The sequence below is a fragment of the Geobacillus stearothermophilus ATCC 12980 genome, from assembly GCF_030369615.1.
Classification (GTDB): Bacteria; Bacillota; Bacilli; order Bacillales; family Anoxybacillaceae; genus Geobacillus; species Geobacillus stearothermophilus.
The window spans coordinates 1025534-1046987 of sequence record NZ_CP128494.1; the positions used below are offsets into that span (position 1 = coordinate 1025534).

Genomic DNA, 21454 nt, shown 5'->3' on the forward strand with positions numbered 1-21454 from the left:
CGAAGGGGGGAAGGTGACATGACAGCCGGCGAAGTACTATCGCAAAGTGAAATTGATGCGCTGCTTGCCGCGCTTTCGGCCGGAGAAATGAATGCGGAAGAACTGAAAAAAGAAGAAGAAGGGCGGCGCGTCAAAACGTATGATTTCCGGCGGGCGCTTCGGTTTTCCAAAGACCAGATCCGCAGCTTGACGCGCATTCATGAAAACTTCGCCCGCCTGTTGACCACGTTTTTTTCCGCCCAGCTGCGCACGTATGTGCAAATCTCGGTCGCGTCGGCCGACCAGATTCCGTACGAAGAGTTCGTCCGCTCGATTCCAAAAATGACGATCATTAACGTCTTTGAAGTGCCGCCGCTCGACGGGCATGTGCTGCTGGAAATCAATCCGAATATCGCTTATGCCATGCTCGATCGGGTGATGGGCGGCCGCGGCGCCGGCATGGACAAAGTGGAGCACCTCACGGAAATTGAGACACGCATCATGTCCAACTTGTTCGACAAGGCGTTTGCCTATTGGCGCGATGCGTGGGAGTCGGTGGCGGAAATGGATCCGCTGTTTGTCGACTTTGAGGTCAACCCGCAGTTTTTGCGCATGATCGCGCCGAACGATACGGTCGTTGTCATTTCGCTCAACACGCAAATCGGCGAGGCGCGTGGCATGATGAACGTTTGCATTCCGCACGTCGTTTTGGAGCCGATTATGCCGCGGCTGTCGGTGCAGTACTGGATGCAGGCGCAAAAAAAAGAGCGTTCCCCCGAGGAAGCGGGACAAATTGAGCAAGGCATCCGCGCGGCTCAACTGCCGATTGTCGCCGAACTTGGCACAGCGGCTGTTACCGTCGGCGAATTTTTGCAGCTCGAGGTCGGAGATGTCATCCAGCTCGGGCAGTCGATCCATGATCCGCTTGTCATCAAAATCGGCCATATTCCGAAATTTATCGGCCAACCGGGGAAACGGAACAAAAAGCTGGCGGTGCAAATTTTAGCGATGATCGAGGGGGACGAAGCAGGACATGATGAATGACGGGATGTTGTCGCAAGATGAAATCGATGCTCTGTTGCACGGAATGGACAGCCGTGACCGCGCACCGGCGCTTCACGATATTTTCACCCCGCTCGAGCAGGACGCTCTAGGGGAGATTGGCAATATTTCCTTTGGCAGCTCAGCGACGGCGCTGTCCATGTTATTGAACCAAAAAGTCGAGATTACGACACCGAACGTCTCGGTGATCGAGCGGACGCGCGTCGCGGATGAGTTCCCGCGGCCGTATGTCGCCGTTCAAGTCAATTACACGGAAGGGTTTCTCGGGACCAACTTGCTGGTCATTGAGCAGCGGGACGCCGCCATTATCGCCGATTTGATGCTTGGCGGCGACGGAACGGCGCCCGACAGCGCGCTTGGGGAAATTCAGCTGAGCGCCGTGCAGGAAGCCATGAACCAAATGATGGGGTCAGCGGCGACGTCGATGTCGACTGTTTTTGGCAAGCGGGTCGACATTTCCCCGCCGACGATCCATCTTCTTGATTTGAGCGAAGGAAAAGGTCTGGAATATTTGCCGGATGAAGACTTTTTGATTAAAGTGTCGTTCCGGCTGAAAATCGGCACGTTAATTGATTCGAACATCATGCAGCTGCTGCCCGTTGATTTTGCCAAAGAACTGGTCACCTATTTGCTTGGTGCGGCGGCAGGGGGGGAGGAAAACCGGCCTGAGCTGCCGGCCGGGGCGCCGCTGTCCGTGGAGCCGGAGCCGCAGCCCGCCTACGCCTATGCGGAGGCCGGCGCCCCTTCTTCTCCGGCGGCGAACCGTTTCCCGGAGGCGCCGGCTGAGCGCCTGGATGAAGGCAAAAGCGCAGCCGGGCGGCATATTCAAGCAGCTGATTTTGCTGAGTTTGACGCCCCACCGCTTGCCGCAGCGGAGGCGCGCAATTTGGAGCTACTGTTTGATGTGCCGCTGCAAGTGACGGTTGAACTGGGACGGACGAAACGCTCGGTGCAAGAGATTTTGCAATTGTCCACCGGGTCGATCATCGAACTTGATAAGCTGGCCGGCGAGCCGGTCGACGTTTTTGTCAACAATAAGCTGATCGCCAAAGGCGAGGTGGTCGTGATCGATGAAAACTTCGGCGTGCGCATCACCGACATTGTCAGCCAAAGCGATCGGTTAAAACGGCTAAAATAATGTGCATGGCAGGAGGTAGGGAGATATGGCAAGAGTGCTTGTTGTCGACGATGCTGCGTTTATGCGGATGATGATTAAAGACATTTTGACGAAGAATGGGCATGAGGTCGTCGCTGAAGCGGCGGACGGGAGACAGGCGGTCGAAAAATACAAGGAGACGCGCCCTGACATTGTGACGATGGATATTACGATGCCGGAGATGGATGGGATTACGGCGCTTAAAGAAATAAAAAAAATCGATAGCAACGCCAAAGTGATCATGTGTTCGGCGATGGGGCAGCAGGCGATGGTCATTGACGCCATTCAAGCCGGGGCGAAAGATTTCGTTGTCAAGCCGTTCCAGGCGGACCGCGTCATTGAAGCGATTAACAAAACGATCGGCTAGGCGATTAGAGGTGAGGGGATGTTGATGGCCATACGGCGATGGGCAGCGGGATTGCTGGCGGCAGCCATCTTGTTTGGGGCGCCGCCGGCGTCGGCTGTCCAAAGCCCGACGGTCGCCGATTGCCTGCAGCATCCGGATGCGTGCGGGCCGTCAACGCCGGAAGGGCAACAGACAAAACCGACAGCGAATCAATCGGCTGATGCGGTGTCTGCTTCCGATGTGCTCCGGCTCATCGGAGCGACCGCCTTTGTCCTCGTTCTTCTTTACGCTCTGTTAAAATGGCTTTCCCGCCGCCATTCACCTGCTTTCGGGTCAAAGGGTCTCATTGAGAATCTCGGTGGAACGAGCGTCGGGGCAAACCGCTCTGTTCAGCTCATCAAAGTCGGCAACCGGCTACTCGTCATCGGCGTTGGCGATTCGATCCAGCTGCTGCGGGAAATCAGCAATGAAGACGAAATAAACGAACTGCTGGCGCAGCATAATGAGCGGCTCGAACGGATGGCCAGCTTCCACCCGTTTGGGTCCCGCCTTCGTGAATATTGGACAGCGAAAGCGAAACGGGGAAGCGATCCGGCTCCGTCCTTTTCCTCACTGTTTGCCGAGGAAATGAGCCGAATGGCCGACAGGCGGAATGAGTGGCTGAAGCGGTTGAAAGAGAAAGGAACGGCTGGCGATGAATGACTTTGTCCATATGTTTAACTCGATGGCGCCCGAGCATGTCTCGACATCGGTGAAACTGCTTTTGCTTCTTACCATTTTGTCGGTTGCTCCCGGCATTTTGATCATGATGACGTGTTTTACGCGCATCGTCATCGTTTTGTCGTTCGTGCGCACGTCGCTTGGCACGCAGCAAATGCCGCCCAACCAAGTGTTGATCGGGCTGGCGCTGTTTTTGACGTTTTTCATCATGGCGCCAACATGGAAAGAGATTCACGATCAGGCGCTTGAGCCGCTGTTTGCCGAAAAAATTGATTTGGATGAGGCGTACGAACGCGCCGCTGTTCCGCTCAAGCAGTTTATGAGCCAACATACGAGACAGCAAGATTTGGCCTTGTTTTTATCATACAGCGGCGCCGGGCAGCCGAAAACGGTCAACGACATTCCGCTTACCGCGCTCGTCCCGGCGTTTGCGATCAGCGAGCTGAAAACCGCGTTTCAAATGGGCTTTATGATTTTCATCCCGTTTTTGGTCATCGATATGATCGTTGCCAGCGTCTTGATGTCGATGGGAATGATGATGCTGCCGCCGGTGATGATTTCGCTGCCGTTTAAAATTTTGCTATTTGTTCTTGTCGACGGCTGGCATTTGGTCGTCAAATCGTTGTTGCAAAGCTTTCAATAAAGATGGGTGGCGTTTATGAGTGCCGATTTTATCATCCGCCTTGCCGAACAAGGCGTCTACATCGTGTTGATCGTTTGCGGCCCGTTGCTGCTGCTGTCGCTTGTTGTCGGGCTCGTTGTCAGCATTTTTCAGGCTGCGACCCAAATTCAAGAGCAGACGCTCGCGTTTGTCCCGAAAATCGTTGCTGTCCTGCTCGGGCTCGTCTTGTTCGGGCCGTGGATGCTCTCGAAAATGGTGTCGTACGTCCATGACATTTTCGCGAATTTGGCTTCATTTATAGGCTGATCTATGATGGAACAACTATGGACGTATTTTCCCGCGTTTTTGCTCATCTTCGCCCGCACCGCTTCGTTTTTTGCGGCCATGCCGCTCTTTTCGTACCGGACGGTGCCGGCTTCGTACAAGATTGGAATGGCGTTTTTTTTCAGCTGGCTTATGTTTTTGGCAGGGCCGAAGCCGTCGCTTCCATTGGATGATGTGTATGTATTGCTCGTCGTCAAAGAGGCGCTCGTCGGGCTGACGCTCGGCTTGATCGCGGCCATCGTCATGGCGGCTGTGCAAGTCGCCGGCGGCTTGATCGATTTTCAAATCGGGTTTGCCATCGCCAACGTCATCGATCCGCAAACCGGGGTGCAAAGCCCGTTGCTCGGGCAGTATCTTCACTCGCTGGCGCTTTTGCTGCTGCTTATGCTTGACGGGCATCATTTGCTGCTTGACGGCTTGTTTTACAGCTATCACTGGCTGCCGCTTGACCGGTGGCCGCACATTGCCGACGGGCGGGCGGCTGAGTATGCGGTGCGCACGTTCGCGGCGATGTTTGCCGCCGCTGTGCAAATGGCTGCCCCGCTTGTCGGATCGCTCTTTTTGGTCGATGTGGCGCTCGGCCTCATCGCCCGCGCCGTGCCGCAAATGAATATTTTTGCTGTCGGGTTTTCGCTCAAGACAGCGGCTGCGTTTTTCATGTTGTTTGCGGCGATCGGGGGAATGTTGACCGCGGCGCGCGAACTGTTTCAACTTATGTTTGTATCGCTGCGCGAGTTTATGCAGCTGTTGGGAGGCGCGTAACGTGGGCGAACGGCGGCTTGATTTGCAGTTTTTCGCCGGGGAAAAGACGGAAAAGGCGACGCCGCGCAAACGGCAAGAAGTGCGGGAAAAAGGCCAGGTCGCCAAAAGCAGCGATGCGGTGGCCGCCATCGTATTGCTCGCGCTGTTTCTCGTTTTGTCGCTGGCGGGAGCGTATGAGCGGGACGGGCTGCTGCGCATGCTCGCGCGTGCGCTTTCCGATTATGCCGCCGCTCCGCTGACGATTGATTCGCTTCATGCCATCTTTCTCGACTGGCTTCGCCATGCGGCGCTTCTGTTAGCTCCATTTTTTGCTGCCGCCGTATTAGCGGCTGGGCTGGCCAACTTTTTGCAAGTCGGTGTCTTGTTTACCGCAGAGCCGCTCAAAATCGACGGAAACCGCCTCAACCCGGTGCAAGGAATAAAACGGCTTTTTTCGCTGCGCGCCATTGTCGAGCTGTTAAAATCTGTGTTAAAAGCTGGAATCATCGGTGCGGTCGTGTTTATGCTCTTGCTCGTGGGATGGGACGAGCTCACGGCGCTTGCGGCCAGGCCGCCGGCCGCCATGCTTGCCATTGTCGGCGCGCTGACGGTGAAAATGGGGCTGTATGCTGCGGCCGCGCTCTTGTTTTTGGCGTTGTTTGACTATTTGTACCAGCGGTTTGAGTTTGAACGAAACATCCGCATGTCGAAGCAAGACATTAAAGATGAGTTCAAAAAGACGGAAGGCGACCCGCTCATTAAATCGCGCATTAAGCAAAGACAGCGGGAGATGGCGATGAGGCGGATGATGCAGGAGGTGCCGAATGCCGATGTTGTCATCACCAATCCCACCCATTATGCGGTAGCGCTGAAGTATGAAGATGGAAAAATGGAGGCGCCGGTTGTCGTGGCGAAAGGGGCTGACTATGTGGCGTTGAAAATAAAGGAAATTGCCAAGGCGAACGGCGTCGTGACGGTTGAAAATCGTCCGTTGGCGCAGGCGCTTTACCGGCAGACGGACGTCGGCGACATGATTCCAGAGACGTTTTTTAAGGCAGTGGCGGAAATTTTGGCGTACGTCTACCGGCTCAAACGAAAAGGGTAACAGCAAGGGGAGAAAACCATGCAAGCGCAGTTCAAAGATTTATCCGTGTTAATTATGGTTGTGCTCATCGTCGCCATGCTCGTCATTCCATTGCCGACATGGCTGCTGAGCGTTTTGATCATCATCAACATTTCCCTCGCCTTGCTCGTTTTGCTGACGGCGATGAACACGAAAGAGCCGCTTCAGTTTTCCGTTTTTCCGTCATTGCTGTTAGTGCTGACGTTGTTCCGGCTCGGGTTGAATGTCTCGACAACCCGTTCGATCTTAAGCAAGGGGGAAGCGGGCGGCGTCGTTGAGACGTTTGGGACGTTCGTCGTCGGCGGCGATGTCGTCGTCGGGTTTGTCGTGTTTTTGATTTTGGTCATTATTCAGTTCATTGTGATCACAAAAGGGGCGGAGCGTGTCTCGGAAGTGGCGGCCCGCTTTACGCTCGATGCGATGCCGGGCAAACAGATGAGCATTGACGCTGATTTGAACGCCGGCATGATCTCGGAGCAGGAAGCGCGCGAGCGGCGGGAAAAAATCGCCCAAGAGGCCGATTTTTACGGTGCGATGGACGGAGCGAGCAAATTTGTAAAAGGCGACGCCATCGCCGGCATTATTATCGTGATCATCAATATGCTGTTTGGCATGGTGATCGGCGTTGTTGAGCAAGGAATGGACATGGCGGAGGCGGCGAAGCACTATACGTTGTTGACGGTCGGCGACGGAATCGTCAGCCAGATTCCGGCGCTGTTGATTTCGACCGCGACCGGCATCATCGTCACGCGTGCGGCGTCTGACAGCAATTTAAGCGGCGACATTATGCGTCAGTTATTTGCGTTTCCGAAAATGTTGTACGTCACGGCGGGAACGATTTTCCTGCTCGGCTTGTTTACCCCGATCAACGATGCGTTGACAATGTCGATCGCCGGGCTGCTGGCATTTGGCGGCTATCGATTTGTCGAGCAGCAAAAACAGGGGGAAGCGGCTGCCGTCCAGCCGGATGAAGAAATAGCGGCGGCTGACGAATTAAAAAGTCCGGAGAGCGTGATTCAACTATTGCATGTCGACCCGATCGAGTTCGAGTTCGGTTACGCGCTTATTCCGCTTGCGGATGCCGCCCAAGGCGGCGACCTGCTTGACCGGATCGTTATGATCCGCCGTCAGCTCGCGCTTGAGCTCGGCATCGTCGTTCCGGTTGTGCGCATCCGCGACAACATCCAGCTTCAGCCGAACGAATACCGAGTGAAAATTAAAGGCGAAGAGGTGGCGCGCGGCGAGCTGCTGCTTGACCATTATTTGGCGATGAGCCCCGGGATTGATGACGGATCGGTCGAAGGGATTGACACGGTTGAACCGGCGTTTGGCCTGCCGGCGAAGTGGATCTCCGAGGCGGCCAAAGACCGCGCGGAAATGCTCGGCTATACGGTGGTCGATCCGCCGTCGGTCGTTTCGACGCATTTGACGGAAGTGCTCAAGGCCCACGCCCATGAACTGCTTGGGCGCCAAGAAACGAAACAGTTGATCGATCATTTGAAAGAGTCGCACCCCGTGCTGGTTGAGGATGTCACACCGAATCCGCTGCCGGTCGGGGATGTCCAAAAAGTGCTTGCCAAGCTGCTGAAAGAGAACGTGTCGATCCGCAATTTGCCGCTTATCTTTGAGGCGCTTGCCGACTTTGCCCGCCTGACCGCCGACACCGACTTGTTGACGGAATACGTCCGCCAGGCGCTGGCGCGGCAAATCACGAAGCAGTACGCCGTGCCGGGCGAACCGCTGCGTGTCATTACGCTTTCGGGCAAGGCGGAAAAAACGATTGCCGATGCGGTGCAGCAAACGGAGCACGGACGCTATTTGGCGCTTGATCCGGCGCGGGCGCAGGCGCTTGTCGAGGCGGTGGCGGCGGCGCTCGACCGCCACCCGTTCGCCGGCCAAACGCCGATCTTGCTCTGTTCTCCGGCGGTGCGCATGTATGTCCGGCAGCTGACGGAGCGCCATTTTCCGTCAATCCCGGTGCTGTCGTACAACGAGCTCGAAGCTGACGTCGAAGTTCAAAGCGTGGGGATGGTGGAAATCGAATGAAAGTGAAAAAATTTGTCGCCCCGTCGATGAACGAAGCGATGAAAATGGTCCGAGCCGAGCTCGGCCGCGATGCCGTCATTTTGCACTCGAAGGAGATTCAAACGGGCGGACTGTTCGGCTTGTTTGCCAAAAAGAAGATTGAGGTGTTGGCCGGCATCGATCCCGATCCACTGCCGCGCCGCGCGTCAGAGGCGAAGGCCCCCGCTTCTTCACGGCCGGCGGGGCGGGAGGAAGCGGACGGTTTGTTGGCCGCCGAGCTTCGGGAAGTGAAAGCGCTCGTCCGTCAAATGGCCGGCCGGACGTCGTCGCTGTTGTACCCGCCGCCGCTTATGGATGCGGAGCGGCGGCTGCTGCAGCAAGGCCTCGCCGATGGCTACATCCGCCAAGTGATGGACCGCCTGCTTGAGCGATGGTATGCGGACAAAAAAGAGAGATCCGCTGCTGCAGTTGCCGGCTGGGCGAAAGAAGCGGTGCGCGATCTTCTTTCGCCGCTCCCGTTCGCTGAAACGGCAGGAACGAAAAAATATCGCCTGCTGCTTGGCCCGACCGGAGTTGGAAAAACGACGACGCTTGCCAAAATGGCGGGGCGCGCGGTGCTTGAACATGAAAAAAAAGTCGGATTTATCACGACCGATACGTACCGGATCGCCGCGATCGACCAGTTGAAGACATATGCGCACATTTTGCAGGCTCCGCTCGAGGTGTGCTACAACGCCGATGACTTTCGGGCGGCTAAGCAGCGCCTGGCCGATTGCGACGTTGTGTTCATTGATACGGCCGGCCGCAATTTCCGCAACCCGCACTATGTTGCCGAGCTCCAGCAAACGATCGAGTTTGACAGCGAGACGGAAACGTTTCTCGTGTTCGCCGCCACCGGAAAATACAATGATATGAAAGCCATTTATGATCGCTTTTCCGTCCTCCCGATTGACCGGCTGATCGTGACGAAGCTTGATGAGACCGATACGTACGGCGCGGTCGTCAATTTTCTGCTCGAGAGCCGGGTTGGCGTTGCCTATTTAACGAATGGGCAAAACGTGCCGGACGATATGGTGGAAGCGTCAGCCGACCGGTTTGTCCATCTGTTGTTTGGAGCGGATCGATGGTGAGAGACCAGGCGGAACGGCTTCGCCGCGCGTTAAGCCGTCCACGGCGTCCGGCTTCGCCGCGGACGATCGCGGTGGCGAGCGGAAAAGGCGGAGTCGGCAAATCGAACCTTTCGCTCAATCTTTCCGTATCGCTCTCTGAACTCGGGTTTCGCGTCCTGTTGCTCGATATGGACGTCGGCATGGGCAATATCGACATTTTGCTCGGTCAATCGTCGCCGCTTACATTGGCGGATTGGTTTTCCACTCGGCTGCCCCTTTCGGACATCGTCAAAAGCGGGCCGGGGCAACTATCATATATCGCCGGGGGGACGGGCGTTGCGCAATGGCGGACGTTGGATATGGCGGGCATCGACTATTTTTTGGCTGAACTGCAGGCCCTTGCCTCGCGCTATGATTATCTCATTTTTGATATGGGGGCGGGGGCATCGGAAGAGCGTCTTTATTTTTTAAAGTCGGTCGACGATGTGTTCATCGTCACGACGCCGGAACCGACTGCGGTGACGGACGCCTATGCCATGATGAAATACATGCATGCCGCCGGCAGCGAAGCGCCGTTTTCGATCATTGTCAACCGCACGAGCTGCGGGCAAGAAGGGTATGGCGTCTTTCAGCGGCTGAAAGATGCGGCGGCGCGCTTTTTAAACAAACCGATTGCCCTGCTCGGCATTGTGCCGGAAGACCGGGTTGTCGCCCGCGCGGTCGTCAGCCAGATGCCGTTTGTCCTGCTTGACCCGAAGGCGAAGGCGAGCCAGGCTGTCCGCCAAATGGCTTGGCGCTATGCGATGGGCAGAGAGGGCGAGCCGGCGCCGCCGGGTCAAATCCCCCGCTTTTTTGCGATGCTGCGCCAATTTTTGCTAGAAAGGTAGAGACGGAACATGAAGACGATCAAGGTGCTTGTCGTCGATGACTCGGCGTTTATGCGCAAATGGATCAGCGACTTTTTGTCCGAGCACCCACGCCTCGAAGTCGTCGGGACGGCTCGCAATGGCCAAGAGGCGCTCGACAAAATCGCCCTCTTGCGCCCGGATGTCGTCACGCTTGATGTCGAAATGCCGGTTATGAATGGGCTCGAAACGTTGCGGCGCATCATGCACAAGCAGCCGCTGCCGGTCGTCATGGTGTCGAGCACGACGAGGGAAGGGGCGGAAAACACGATCACCGCCATGCAATACGGGGCGGTGGATTTTGTCGCCAAGCCGTCTGGCACGATTTCGCTTGATTTATACAAAGTAAAAGATGAGCTGATCCGCAAAGTGCTGCACGCAAGCGAGGCGAATGTAAGGGCGCTCGCCGCCCACCGCCCGGCGCTTGCCGCCCGGCGCCCGCCGGCCCAAACGGCGCACAGCCAAAAAACGGTCGTCGCCATCGGCACGTCGACAGGCGGTCCGCGCGCCTTGGAAACGGTGTTGGCGCAGCTGACTCCTGATTTTGCCGCTCCGGTCGTCATCGTTCAGCATATGCCGAAAGGGTTTACGAAATCGCTTGCCGACCGGCTCAACGCACTGGCGGCGATCACGATCAAAGAGGCGGAAGACGGGGAACTGTTGCGAAATGGCACCGCCTATATCGCCCCGGGCGGCGTCCATCTCATCGTTCGCGAAGAAGGCGGCGCACTTAAAGCCCGTTTCGACGAATCGCCGCCGCGCGCCGGCCATCGTCCGGCTGTTGACGTGTTGTTCGAGTCGCTCGCTGCCATTCGCCGCTGTCGGAAAATCGCGGTGATCATGACCGGGATGGGAAGCGACGGAACAGCGGGGGTGAAAAAGCTGAAGGAAAGCGGGAACACAAAAGCGATCGCGGAAGCGCGCGAGACAGCCGTTATCTTTGGGATGCCAAGAGCGGCGATCGAGGCTGGCGTCGTTGATGTCATCGTTCCGCTTGACAGCATCGCCGCTGCCATCGTCCAATTGATCGGGGAGTGAGGGGGAAACGGCATGGACATGAGCCAATATTTGGATTTATTTATTGATGAAAGCAAAGAGCATTTGCAGGCGATCAACGAGCGGCTGTTGGAACTTGAAAAAACTCCGGAGGACATGTCTGTGGTGAATGATATTTTCCGTTCGGCCCATACGTTGAAAGGCATGTCCGCCACGATGGGGTTTGAAGATTTAGCCAATTTGACGCACCAAATGGAAAACGTGCTCGATGGCATCCGCAATCGGCGGCTTTCTGTTACCCCGGAATTGCTTGACGTCATTTTTGAGGCCGTCGACCATTTGGAGGCGATGATCAGTTCCATCGCTGCAGGCGGCGACGGAACGCGCGATGTAAGGAGAACAGTCGAACAGCTGAAACGAATCGAGCAAGGGGAGATGCCGAACAAGCAGGCAGCAAGAGAAGAACCGCCCCTTGAACATGCGTATGGGGAATTTGAATACTATGTGCTCGAGCAGGCGAAGGAGCAGGGATTTTCCGTCTACGAAATCCGCGTTCGGCTTCGCGATGATTGCTTGTTGAAAGCAGCGCGCGTCTATATGGTGTTTGAACAGCTGAATGAAGTCGGAGAAATTGTGAAAGCAATGCCGCCGGTCGAGATGCTGGAGGAAGAACAGTTTGACCGGGAGTTTCTCGTTACGGTCGTATCCAAAGCGCCAGCCGATGAGTTGCAAAAGCGGCTGATGGGCATTTCGGAAATTGATGACGTCAAGGTGTCTATGCTATCGAGCAATGAACCGTCGGCAGAAAGCGAGAAAGCGTCTGCGCCCCAACAACCGGCCGCTATGGAGCAGGCGGAGGCCGTTCAGGCCGAAGCGGAGGCGCCGGAAAAACAAACAGCGAAACAGGCGACGAAAACGATCCGCGTCAATATTGAACGGCTCGATATGCTGATGAACTTATTTGAAGAGCTTGTCGTCGACCGCGGGCGGCTTGAGCAAATTTCCCGCGAGCTGAACCATGCCGAATTGACGGAAACGGTCGAGCGGATGTCTCGCATCTCGAGTGATTTGCAGACGATCATTTTAAATATGCGCATGGTGCCGGTGGAAACGGTGTTTAACCGCTTTCCGCGCATGGTGCGCCAGCTCGCCCGCGAGCTCGGCAAAAAAGTGCGTCTTGATGTGATCGGGGCGGAAACGGAGCTTGACCGGACGGTCATTGATGAAATCGGCGATCCGCTTGTCCATTTGCTCCGCAATGCGCTTGATCATGGCATTGAAGCGCCGGACGTCCGGGCGGCGCGCGGAAAGCCGGAGGAAGGGACGATCCAATTGCGCGCCTACCATAGCGGCAACCATGTCTTTATTGAAATCGAGGATGATGGCGCCGGTATTTCTAGGGAAAAAGTGCTGAAAAAGGCGATCAGCCGCGGCATCGTTTCGCCCGAGGAGGCTGAGCATTTAACCGATGAGCAAGTGTATGAGCTTATTTTTGCTCCCGGGTTTTCCACTGCCGATCATATTTCCGACATTTCCGGGCGCGGCGTCGGCTTAGATGTCGTCAAAAGCACCATCGAGTCGCTCGGCGGCACGGTGGCCGTCGATTCCCGTCCTGGCCAAGGGTCGCTGTTTTCCATTCAGCTGCCGCTCACGTTGTCGATCATTTCGGTGCTGCTTGTGCAAATTGCGGCGGAAACGTATGCCATCCCGCTGTCATCGATTATGGAGACGGCGCTCATTAGGAAAGAAGACGTGTTCTATGTCCATAACCAGCCGGTCATCGATTTCCGCGGCAAAGTTGTGCCGCTCGTCCGGCTGAAGGACGTGTTCGCTGTGCCGGGCGCGTCGGATGACAGCGAGACGGTGCCGGCTGTCATCGTGCGAAAAGGGGAAAAGCTGGCGGCGTTGGCGGTCGACTCGTTTATCGGCCAGCAAGAAGTCGTGTTGAAGTCGCTCGGCAACTATTTATCTTCTGTTTTCGCCATTTCAGGGGCGACGATTTTGGGAGACGGCCGGGTGGCGCTCATTATTGACTGCAACGCGCTTGTCAAATAGAAAGCCGACTGTATGCCGGCGGAGCTGGAAAAAGGCCGCGGGCGGACGCGGCCTTTTCGTTAGCGGCGCCGGGCGAGGAAGCTGAACAGAAAAAGGGGGAAGCGACCGATGAGCATGAGCGTGCAGACGGATTGGAAAGTGATTGCATTTCGCCTGCAAGAGGAAGAATATGCCTTGCCGGTGCAATACGTTCGTTCCATTGAAAAAATACAGCCGATTACGCGCGTGCCGGGAACGGCTCCTTATGTCAAAGGAGTCATCAACTTGCGCGGGGTCGTCACGCCGATTATCGATTTGCGCGAGCGGTTCGGGTTTGCGCCCGAACCATACTGGGAGCAGACGCGGATGATTATCGCCGCCTTTGGGGATATCGAAGTCGGGTTGATCGTCGATGCGGCCAACGATGTTCTCGATATTCCGGCAGCGAGCATTGATCCGCCCGAGGCGATCGGCGCCATAGGGGCTGCTTACATTTGCGGAGTGGCGAAAGTCGAGAAGCGTCTCCTCATTTTGCTCGATTTGGCAAGTGTCTTAAGTGAATAAAACGGAGAGAGGGGCGTTTGCGGTTGGACGACATTCGCAACTTAACAGGGACACACATTGATATTTTGCGCGAAATGGGCAACATCGGGGCCGGCAACGCGGCGACCGCTTTGTCCATGCTGCTCAACAAAAAAATCGAAATGGCTGTGCCGCGCGTCCAAATTGCGACATTTGCCGAGATGATGGAGCTGATCGGCGGTCCGGAGCAAGTGGTGGCATGCGTCTATTTGCGCGTCGAAGGCGAAGCGCCGGGAAACATGTTTTTCGTGCTGCCGCCGGACCAGGCCGAGAAGTTTGTCCGCCGAATGACGGGCGATGGCTCGTTTTCGTTCCAAGGCGAAGCCCATGAGCTCGGGCGGTCGGCGCTGCAGGAACTTGGCAACATTTTGGCCGGCTCATACTTGTCGGCGCTCGCCGATTTCACCCGGTTAAACTTGCATCCGTCCGTGCCGGCGCTGGCGATCGATATGATCGGAGCGGTGCTGTCGTTTGGCTTGCTTGAGCTGTCGCGCGTCGGCGATTGCGCCATTTTGATCGATACAGCTATTTACGATGACCGGCGGCCAAATGAGAGCATTAACGGCCATTTCTTCCTTCTTCCTGACCCAGAATCATTTTCCATTATTTTTCGAGCGTTAGGTGTGGAGGGGTGATGAAGACGGCAGAAGCAGTGAAGGTTGGCATTGCCGAAATGGAAGTTGTCGTGGCGCCGAACGTCATCCGCACATGCGGGCTCGGGTCGTGCGTGGGCGTCGTCATTTATGACAGCGGAAAAGCGGTTGCCGGTATGGCGCACGTGATGCTGCCGCATTCATCGATGGCGCGCGGGGGAGTTGTCAATGCCGCCAAATACGCTGATACAGCGGTGGAAGCGCTTTGTAAGCTCGTCTTGGCCGCCGGAGGACGGAAGGGCATGCTCAAAGCGAAGTTGGCCGGAGGGGCGCAAATGTTCTCGTTTTCCGCAGCTGGCGGGGACATGATGCGCATCGGCGCCCGCAACGTTGAGGAAGTGAAAAGGCAGCTTGAACGGCTTCATATCCCGATTGTGGCCGAAGATGTCGGGGGCCATAGCGGCCGCACAATCGAGTTTAACCCGCAGACGGGCGTGCTGGCCATCCGCACGGCGTGCCAGGACATAAAAGAAATATGATGGAACGATATGTGGTTTCCGCGAGGCGAGGGGGAGAATGATGGGGAGCGCGCTAAAAGGTGAAGAACGGAAATATTGGGACGACTGGGTCAACGGCCGCGACCGCCGCGCGGCTGAAGAGCTCGTGCAGCGCTATATGCCGCTTGTTTCCTACCATGTGCAGCGGCTTTCGGCGACGCTGCCGAGTTCTGTGCCAAAGGATGAGTTGATCAGTCTTGGGCTCCTCGGGTTGTACGATGCGATTGAAAAGTTTGACCCATCGCGCGATTTGAAATTCGATACGTATGCATCGTTCCGCATCCGCGGCGCGATATTGGACGGTTTGCGCAAAGAAGACTGGCTGCCGCGCAGTGTGCGCGACAAGGCGAAAAAAATCGAGGAAGCGGCCGAACGGCTGGAGCAGCAGTATATGCGATCGGTGACAGCGAAGGAAATTGCGGCTGAACTTGGCATGACGGAAGCGGAAGTGCAGGCGGCGGCCAGCGACACGTTTTGGTCGCTTTGGTTGCCGCTTGGACAAGGAGCGGCTGAAGACGAAGATGAGCCGCTGGCGATTCGGGACGACCGCGCCCTGCTCCCGGAAGAGGAAGCCATTAAGCGGGAAATGATCGACCAGTTGGCGGAAGGCATTCGACGGTTGAATGAAAAAGAGCAGCTCGTCATCAGTTTGTTTTACAAAGAAGAGCTGACGTTTACGGAAATCGGAAGTCTTTTGCAGCTGTCGACATCAAGAATTTCGCAAATTCATGCCAAAGCGCTGTGGAAATTGCGCCGCTTTTTAAGCGGGGATTCATGAGGCGAAAGGAAGCGGGAAGATGGACATCCAATTGCCGATGCTGCAAAGCGTCATGCCGAAGGCGCCTGAAGCCGCGTCCAAGCACGCCTTGGCGCAGCAGCACCCTCATGTTGTGCAGGCGCAGCGGGCAGCCGCGGAGGAAAAACGAGCGGAGCAGGCGCGCCGCCAAGTGACGGGAAAACGGGCGGGAGACGCGCTCCGTTTTGGGAGTCATCCTTATAAAGGAAAAACAATCGACATCAAAGGATAGTGAACAACGATGGAGGCATTTTGGCTGACTGTCAGCTTGTTGCTGCACGCGTTTTCGTTTTGGTTGATCATCCTGCTTTACACGCGCTTGTCGCGGCTAAGCGAAGAGGAAGCAAGAGCCAAGAGGCGGGCTGAGGAGCTTGAGGAGGCGATGGCGGCCCATCTCGTGGCATGGAAAGAGGAAAATGAGCGCTTTTTGGCCGAGTTGGATGCGCTGCTTAGCGCGAAACCGGCCGCCGCGGCGGACAAGCGGACGCCGGCTCCCGTCAAGAGCCGCCTGCCTCAGCAGTCAGAGCCCAGCAATGAGAAAGAGAGCAGGCTGGTAAACGGAGCGGGCAGCGAAAACAGGCCGGGTCGGAAACAAACTGCATCGGAGCGGCCGGAGCTGGGGCGAAGCGGCCGGGTTGAACAAACGGACGCCATGGACGCGCTGTCGGACTATTTTCCCGATGTTGACGCCATCGAAGATGTAGTCGACTTTTCGCCGCCATCCGCCCATGCCGCCGCCATCGCCCGCCGTCTCGAAGCCGAAGGGATGACGGTCGAAGAAATCGCGAAGAAGCTCGGAAAAGGAAAAACAGAAGTCGAACTGCTGCTCAAATTTGGCCGAAAAAACGGCCGAATGGGCGAACAATAGCTTGATTTCCTGCCGGCGGTTATGATATATTTTTACATGGTGTGAATACACACGCCTGATGATTTCAGCAACGGTGCTGGCAACGCCAGTCTTGCTGAAAGATGAGGCAGGCGGAGGCACAAAAACCACAAGGAAACAGGAGGAGCATGCATGTCAGTCATTTCAATGAAGCAATTGCTTGAAGCTGGCGTCCATTTCGGACATCAGACGCGCCGTTGGAACCCGAAAATGAAAAAATACATTTTCACGGAGCGCAACGGCATTTATATTATCGACTTGCAAAAAACGGTGAAAAAAGTCGAGGAAGCATACAACTTCGTCCGCGAACTGGCGGCGAACGGCGGCAAAATTTTGTTCGTCGGCACGAAAAAACAAGCGCAAGAATCCGTGAAAGAAGAAGCCGAACGCTGCGGCATGTTTTATGTCAACCAACGCTGGCTTGGCGGCACGCTGACAAACTTTGCAACGATCCAAAAGCGGATCAAGCGGTTGCGCGAAATTGAAAAAATGGAAGAAGATGGCGTATTTGACGTTCTTCCGAAAAAAGAAGTCATCGGTTTGAAAAAAGAAAAAGAGCGGCTTGAGAAATTTTTAGGCGGCATTAAAGACATGAAAGAACTGCCGGATGCGCTGTTTGTCATCGACCCGCGCAAAGAACGGATTGCAGTGGCGGAAGCGCGCAAGTTGAACATCCCGATCATCGGCATTGTCGACACGAACTGCGATCCGGATGAGATCGACTACGTCATTCCGGCGAACGACGACGCCATCCGCGCCGTCAAACTGTTGACGTCGAAAATCGCCGATGCGGTGCTTGAGGCGAAACAAGGCGAAGAAGCCGCTGTGGCAGCAGAGTAAGGCAAGGTGGAGGAAAGGTGATAAGAGGGGAAAGCCTTTTATCACCTTTTTTTAGACAAAAGTCAGCAACTTTTGGCTATACTAACGAATAAGGGCAAAATGGGCATCCGTTGCCGGCATCGATACATATATGCGATCAAAAGAAGGAGGATTTATTCATGGCAATTACAGCACAAATGGTCAAAGAGCTGCGCGAAAAAACGGGCGCAGGCATGATGGACTGCAAAAAAGCGCTCACCGAAACAAACGGCGACATGGAAAAGGCGATCGACTGGCTGCGTGAAAAAGGGATCGCCAAAGCGGCGAAAAAAGCGGACCGCATCGCGGCGGAAGGAATGACGTACGTCGCTGCTGAAGGCAACACAGCCGTCATTTTGGAAGTGAACTCGGAAACGGACTTCGTCGCCAAAAACGAGTCGTTCCAAACGCTCGTCAAAGAGCTGGCCGCCCACTTGCTGAAACAAAAACCAGCTTCGCTTGACGAGGCGCTCGGGCAAACGATGGACAACGGCGCGACCGTCCAAGACTACATCAACGAAGCGATCGCCAAAATCGGCGAAAAAATTACGCTCCGCCGCTTTGCCGTCGTCAACAAAGCGGACGGTGAAACGTTTGGCGCGTACTTGCACATGGGCGGGCGCATCAGCGTATTAACGTTATTAGCCGGCAACGCCAGCGAAGAGGTCGCCAAAGACGTGGCCATGCATATCGCCGCGCTCCATCCGAAATATGTTTCGCGCGAGGATGTGCCGGAGGAAGAACTTAACCGCGAACGCGAAGTATTGAAACAGCAGGCGTTAAACGAAGGCAAGCCGGAAAATATTGTCGAGAAAATGGTTGAGGGCCGTTTGAAAAAGTTTTACGAAGACATCTGCCTGCTTGAGCAAGCGTTCGTCAAAAATCCAGATGTCACAGTGCGCCAATATGTGGAATCGAACGGGGCGACCGTTAAACAGTTCATCCGCTATGAAGTCGGTGAAGGGCTTGAAAAGCGCCAAGACAATTTCGCTGAAGAAGTCATGAGCCAAGTCAGAAAGCAGTGATGGACCGCAACAGGGAACACGCGCGTGTTCCCTGTTTTTCAAAGCGATTTGCATCATGGAGGTCGGACATGGAACAGCCAAAATATCGACGTGTCGTATTAAAATTAAGCGGGGAAGCGCTCGCCGGAAAGCAAGGGTTTGGCATTCAGCCGGCGGTGATCCAGTCGATCGCCAGACAAGTGAAAGAAGTGGCTGAGCTTGGCGTGGAAATCGCCATCGTGGTCGGCGGCGGCAACATTTGGCGCGGAAAAACGGGAAGCGAAATGGGGATGGACCGGGCGACAGCCGATTATATGGGGATGTTGGCGACGGTGATGAACTCGCTTGCCCTGCAGGACAGCCTCGAGCAGCTCGGCGTCGAGACGCGGGTGCAGACGTCGATTGAAATGCGGCAAGTCGCCGAGCCATACATCCGCCGGCGGGCGATCCGCCATCTTGAGAAAAAGCGGGTCGTCATTTTTGCTGCCGGCACGGGCAACCCGTATTTTTCGACCGATACGACGGCGGCCTTGCGGGCGGCGGAAATTGAAGCGGACGTCATTTTAATGGCGAAAAACAACGTCGACGGCGTCTACAGCGCCGATCCGAACGTTGACGCCAACGCTGTTAAGTACGACGAGCTGTCGTACTTGGACGTCATCAAGCAAGGGCTTGGCGTCATGGATTCGACTGCTTCATCGCTTTGCATGGACAACAACATTCCGCTTATCGTCTTTTCAATCATGGAAGAAGGCAACATTAAACGCGCTGTCTTAGGCGAAAACATCGGAACGATCGTAAGGGGGAAATAACGATGGCAAAGCAAGTGATTCAACAGGCGAAAGAAAAAATGGATAAGGCCGTGCAAGCATTCACCCGCGAGCTGGCAAGCATTCGCGCCGGACGGGCGAACGCCGGGCTGCTCGAAAAAGTGACGGTTGATTATTACGGCGTCCAAACGCCGATCAACCAGCTTGCTTCGATCAGCGTGCCGGAAGCGCGCCTGCTCGTCATCCAGCCGTACGACAAATCGGTCATCAAAGAGATGGAAAAAGCGATTTTAGCATCGGATTTAGGGTTGACGCCATCAAACGACGGATCGGTCATCCGCCTTGTCATTCCGCCGTTGACGGAAGAGCGGCGCCGTGAGCTGGCCAAGCTTGTCAAAAAATATTCGGAAGATGCGAAAGTCGCGGTTCGCAACATCCGCCGCGACGCGAACGACGAGCTGAAAAAGCTCGAGAAAAACGGCGAAATTACGGAAGACGAACTTCGCAGCTACACTGATGATGTGCAAAAACTGACCGATGACCATATCGCCAAAATCGACGCCATCACAAAAGAGAAAGAGAAAGAAGTTATGGAAGTATAGGCAAAACGATGCAAACCCTCTATGTTGATGGAGGGTTTTTTTGCTATAATGGAAAGGCAAAACACGATCCCGGAGGACTCGTATGTTTAATAAAATCCGAAAAGCGAAGCGGGAAGATGCCCCGCTGACAAAAGAGGATGTGCTTGGCCATCCGATTCCGAACCATGTTGCCATCATTATGGATGGGAACGGGAGATGGGCAAAAAAACGGGCGCTGCCGAGGGTGGCCGGCCATTACGAAGGCATGCAAGTCGTGCGCAAAATCACCCGTTTTGCCAATGAGCTTGGGATCGAAATTTTATCGCTTTACGCGTTTTCGACGGAAAACTGGAAACGGCCGAAAACGGAAGTCGACTATTTAATGAAGCTGCCGGAACAGTTTTTGACGACGTTTCTTCCCGAGCTCGTCGCCGAAAATGTCAAAGTCCAAGTGATCGGTCATACGGAGGCGTTGCCCGATCATACGCGCCGGGCAGTTGAGCAAGCGATTCACGAAACGAGCGGCAACACCGGCTTAATTTTAAACTTTGCGCTCAATTACGGAAGCCGGGCGGAGATTGCCGCCGCTGTAAAGCGGATCGCTGAGGATGTCGAGCGCGGGGTGCTCGCGCCGGACGATATTACGGAGCCGCTCATTTCCTCATACTTGATGACGAACGGCCTGAAAGATCCGGACTTGCTCATTCGCACAAGCGGAGAGATCCGCCTGAGCAATTTCATGCTTTGGCAATTGGCGTATACGGAACTTTGGTTTACGGATGTCTTATGGCCGGATTTTACGGAGCAACATTTTCTAGAGGCGATCGCTGCCTACCAGCGCCGCGACCGCCGGTTTGGAGGAGTGTCAGCGCGATGAAGCAGCGAATCATCACCGGAGTCATAGCGGCGGCGCTCTTTTTGCCGATTGTTATTTTTGGCGGATTTCCGTTTATAATAGTAACATATATATTGGCCACGGTCGGACTGTTTGAGCTGCTGCGGATGAAAGGGATGTCCCCGTTGTCTTTCGCTGGGGCCGCCGGGTTTGCCGCCCTTTGGCTCCTGCTTGTTCCCGCTCTTTACGACCAAGAATGGCTGGCGTCCGGGACGACAAAGTTCGGTGTGCTGGCCGCGCTCGCTTTTTTGCTGCTTGTCGGCACCGTCGTGACAAAAAATGCGCTGACGTTTGATGAGGCAGCATTTGTCGTGCTGGCGGTTTTGTATGTTGGCGTCGGGTTTTTCTGCTTCGCCGCGATCCGCTTGGCCGGCTTGGCGTACTTCGTCTACGCGCTGTTTGTCATTTGGGCGACCGACATCGGAGCGTATTTTCTCGGCCGCGCGTTCGGCCGGCGCAAGCTATGGCCGGAAATCAGCCCGAATAAGACAGTCGAAGGCGCCATTGGCGGCGTCGTCTGCGCTGTTGTCATCGCGGCCGTTTACGAATGGGCAGTCGGCCCGTTCGGCAGCCTTGGCGCAGCTGTGGGGATTGCGCTTTTGCTTTCGATGTTCGGCCAGCTTGGCGACTTGGTCGAGTCCGCTTTCAAACGCCATTACGGCGTGAAGGATTCGGGGGCGATTTTGCCGGGGCATGGCGGCATTTTGGACCGGTTCGACAGTCTGCTGTTTGTGCTGCCGCTCTTATACATATTCATCGAAGCAGTACGATAAGCGGATGAGGAGTGAAA

Annotated in this window: 25 protein-coding genes; all 25 read left to right on the forward strand. The window is 55.5% G+C overall.

The window, feature by feature from the left end:
* The first annotated feature begins 18 nt into the window (after nucleotides 1-18).
* The 25 genes from fliM (at nucleotide 19) to QSJ10_RS05670 (ending at nucleotide 21437) form a co-directional block, all read left to right on the forward strand.
* The gene (fliM, locus tag QSJ10_RS05550; protein ID WP_053532434.1) at nucleotides 19-1023 is read left to right on the forward strand and encodes a flagellar motor switch protein FliM; all 1005 of its coding nucleotides are present in this window, start codon (nucleotides 19-21) and stop codon (nucleotides 1021-1023) included.
* The gene (gene fliY / locus QSJ10_RS05555; protein WP_287135506.1) at nucleotides 1013-2179 is read left to right on the forward strand and encodes a flagellar motor switch phosphatase FliY; all 1167 of its coding nucleotides are present in this window, start codon (nucleotides 1013-1015) and stop codon (nucleotides 2177-2179) included. Before fliM ends, fliY begins: the two co-directional genes overlap by 11 nt.
* Before the next feature lie 25 nt (nucleotides 2180-2204).
* Nucleotides 2205-2564, forward strand: coding sequence for a response regulator (locus QSJ10_RS05560; RefSeq protein WP_033008120.1), 360 nt, complete (start codon nucleotides 2205-2207; stop codon nucleotides 2562-2564).
* A 24-nt stretch (nucleotides 2565-2588) separates the two neighbouring features.
* Nucleotides 2589-3245, forward strand: coding sequence for a flagella biosynthesis regulatory protein FliZ (fliZ, locus tag QSJ10_RS05565; protein WP_033015982.1), 657 nt, complete (start codon nucleotides 2589-2591; stop codon nucleotides 3243-3245).
* Entirely contained in the window at nucleotides 3238-3906 is a 669-nt protein-coding gene (gene fliP, locus QSJ10_RS05570) for a flagellar type III secretion system pore protein FliP (RefSeq protein WP_033008117.1), read from the forward strand. The genes fliZ and fliP overlap by 8 nt, the downstream gene beginning before the upstream one ends.
* 15 nt (nucleotides 3907-3921) lie before the next feature.
* Nucleotides 3922-4191: a flagellar biosynthesis protein FliQ gene (fliQ, locus tag QSJ10_RS05575; RefSeq protein ID WP_033015981.1), complete on the forward strand. Its 270-nt coding sequence runs from the start codon at nucleotides 3922-3924 to the stop codon at nucleotides 4189-4191.
* A gap of 6 nt (nucleotides 4192-4197) precedes the next feature.
* Nucleotides 4198-4971, forward strand: coding sequence for a flagellar biosynthetic protein FliR (gene fliR, locus QSJ10_RS05580; RefSeq protein ID WP_053532326.1), 774 nt, complete (start codon nucleotides 4198-4200; stop codon nucleotides 4969-4971).
* Between the two features lies 1 nt (nucleotide 4972).
* Nucleotides 4973-6055: a flagellar biosynthesis protein FlhB gene (gene flhB / locus QSJ10_RS05585; RefSeq protein ID WP_033015978.1), complete on the forward strand. Its 1083-nt coding sequence runs from the start codon at nucleotides 4973-4975 to the stop codon at nucleotides 6053-6055.
* An 18-nt stretch (nucleotides 6056-6073) separates the two neighbouring features.
* On the forward strand, nucleotides 6074-8119 hold the full coding sequence (flhA, locus tag QSJ10_RS05590) for a flagellar biosynthesis protein FlhA (protein WP_033015976.1): 2046 nt from the start codon (nucleotides 6074-6076) through the stop codon (nucleotides 8117-8119).
* Nucleotides 8116-9228, forward strand: coding sequence for a flagellar biosynthesis GTPase FlhF (gene flhF, locus QSJ10_RS05595; RefSeq protein ID WP_033015974.1), 1113 nt, complete (start codon nucleotides 8116-8118; stop codon nucleotides 9226-9228). The genes flhA and flhF overlap by 4 nt, the downstream gene beginning before the upstream one ends.
* Nucleotides 9222-10094 (forward strand): MinD/ParA family protein, encoded by an 873-nt coding sequence (locus QSJ10_RS05600; protein ID WP_053532327.1) that lies wholly within the window; start codon nucleotides 9222-9224, stop codon nucleotides 10092-10094. Before flhF ends, QSJ10_RS05600 begins: the two co-directional genes overlap by 7 nt.
* Nucleotides 10095-10103: 9 nt before the next feature.
* Entirely contained in the window at nucleotides 10104-11150 is a 1047-nt protein-coding gene (locus QSJ10_RS05605) for a protein-glutamate methylesterase/protein-glutamine glutaminase (protein ID WP_049624606.1), read from the forward strand.
* A 12-nt stretch (nucleotides 11151-11162) separates the two neighbouring features.
* Nucleotides 11163-13163, forward strand: a complete 2001-nt coding sequence (locus QSJ10_RS05610; RefSeq protein WP_049624607.1) for a chemotaxis protein CheA — start codon at nucleotides 11163-11165, stop codon at nucleotides 13161-13163.
* 108 nt (nucleotides 13164-13271) lie between these two features.
* A complete protein-coding gene (locus tag QSJ10_RS05615) occupies nucleotides 13272-13706 on the forward strand; it encodes a chemotaxis protein CheW (protein WP_053532328.1) in 435 nt (144 codons plus the stop codon).
* 23 nt (nucleotides 13707-13729) lie between these two features.
* On the forward strand, nucleotides 13730-14359 hold the full coding sequence (locus QSJ10_RS05620; protein ID WP_033016884.1) for a chemotaxis protein CheC: 630 nt from the start codon (nucleotides 13730-13732) through the stop codon (nucleotides 14357-14359).
* The gene (locus QSJ10_RS05625) at nucleotides 14359-14856 is read left to right on the forward strand and encodes a chemotaxis protein CheD (protein WP_033016882.1); all 498 of its coding nucleotides are present in this window, start codon (nucleotides 14359-14361) and stop codon (nucleotides 14854-14856) included. The genes QSJ10_RS05620 and QSJ10_RS05625 overlap by 1 nt, the downstream gene beginning before the upstream one ends.
* A gap of 40 nt (nucleotides 14857-14896) precedes the next feature.
* The gene (locus QSJ10_RS05630) at nucleotides 14897-15652 is read left to right on the forward strand and encodes a FliA/WhiG family RNA polymerase sigma factor (RefSeq protein WP_047818146.1); all 756 of its coding nucleotides are present in this window, start codon (nucleotides 14897-14899) and stop codon (nucleotides 15650-15652) included.
* Nucleotides 15653-15671: 19 nt separating this feature from the next.
* A complete protein-coding gene (locus QSJ10_RS05635; protein ID WP_033016878.1) occupies nucleotides 15672-15902 on the forward strand; it encodes a hypothetical protein in 231 nt (76 codons plus the stop codon).
* 9 nt (nucleotides 15903-15911) lie between these two features.
* Entirely contained in the window at nucleotides 15912-16538 is a 627-nt protein-coding gene (locus QSJ10_RS05640; RefSeq protein ID WP_033016877.1) for a hypothetical protein, read from the forward strand.
* Between the two features lie 150 nt (nucleotides 16539-16688).
* A complete protein-coding gene (gene rpsB / locus QSJ10_RS05645; protein ID WP_021322279.1) occupies nucleotides 16689-17396 on the forward strand; it encodes a 30S ribosomal protein S2 in 708 nt (235 codons plus the stop codon).
* A gap of 158 nt (nucleotides 17397-17554) precedes the next feature.
* Nucleotides 17555-18439 (forward strand): translation elongation factor Ts, encoded by an 885-nt coding sequence (gene tsf, locus QSJ10_RS05650; protein WP_033016875.1) that lies wholly within the window; start codon nucleotides 17555-17557, stop codon nucleotides 18437-18439.
* A gap of 68 nt (nucleotides 18440-18507) precedes the next feature.
* Complete coding sequence (gene pyrH, locus QSJ10_RS05655; protein ID WP_033008098.1) at nucleotides 18508-19230, forward strand: UMP kinase; 723 nt, start codon at nucleotides 18508-18510, stop codon at nucleotides 19228-19230.
* Between the two features lie 2 nt (nucleotides 19231-19232).
* A complete protein-coding gene (frr, locus tag QSJ10_RS05660) occupies nucleotides 19233-19790 on the forward strand; it encodes a ribosome recycling factor (RefSeq protein WP_033008096.1) in 558 nt (185 codons plus the stop codon).
* Nucleotides 19791-19872: 82 nt separating this feature from the next.
* Nucleotides 19873-20646: an undecaprenyl pyrophosphate synthase gene (gene uppS, locus QSJ10_RS05665; RefSeq protein WP_033016874.1), complete on the forward strand. Its 774-nt coding sequence runs from the start codon at nucleotides 19873-19875 to the stop codon at nucleotides 20644-20646.
* The gene (locus QSJ10_RS05670; protein ID WP_033016872.1) at nucleotides 20643-21437 is read left to right on the forward strand and encodes a phosphatidate cytidylyltransferase; all 795 of its coding nucleotides are present in this window, start codon (nucleotides 20643-20645) and stop codon (nucleotides 21435-21437) included. The genes uppS and QSJ10_RS05670 overlap by 4 nt, the downstream gene beginning before the upstream one ends.
* Nucleotides 21438-21454 lie beyond the last annotated feature (17 nt).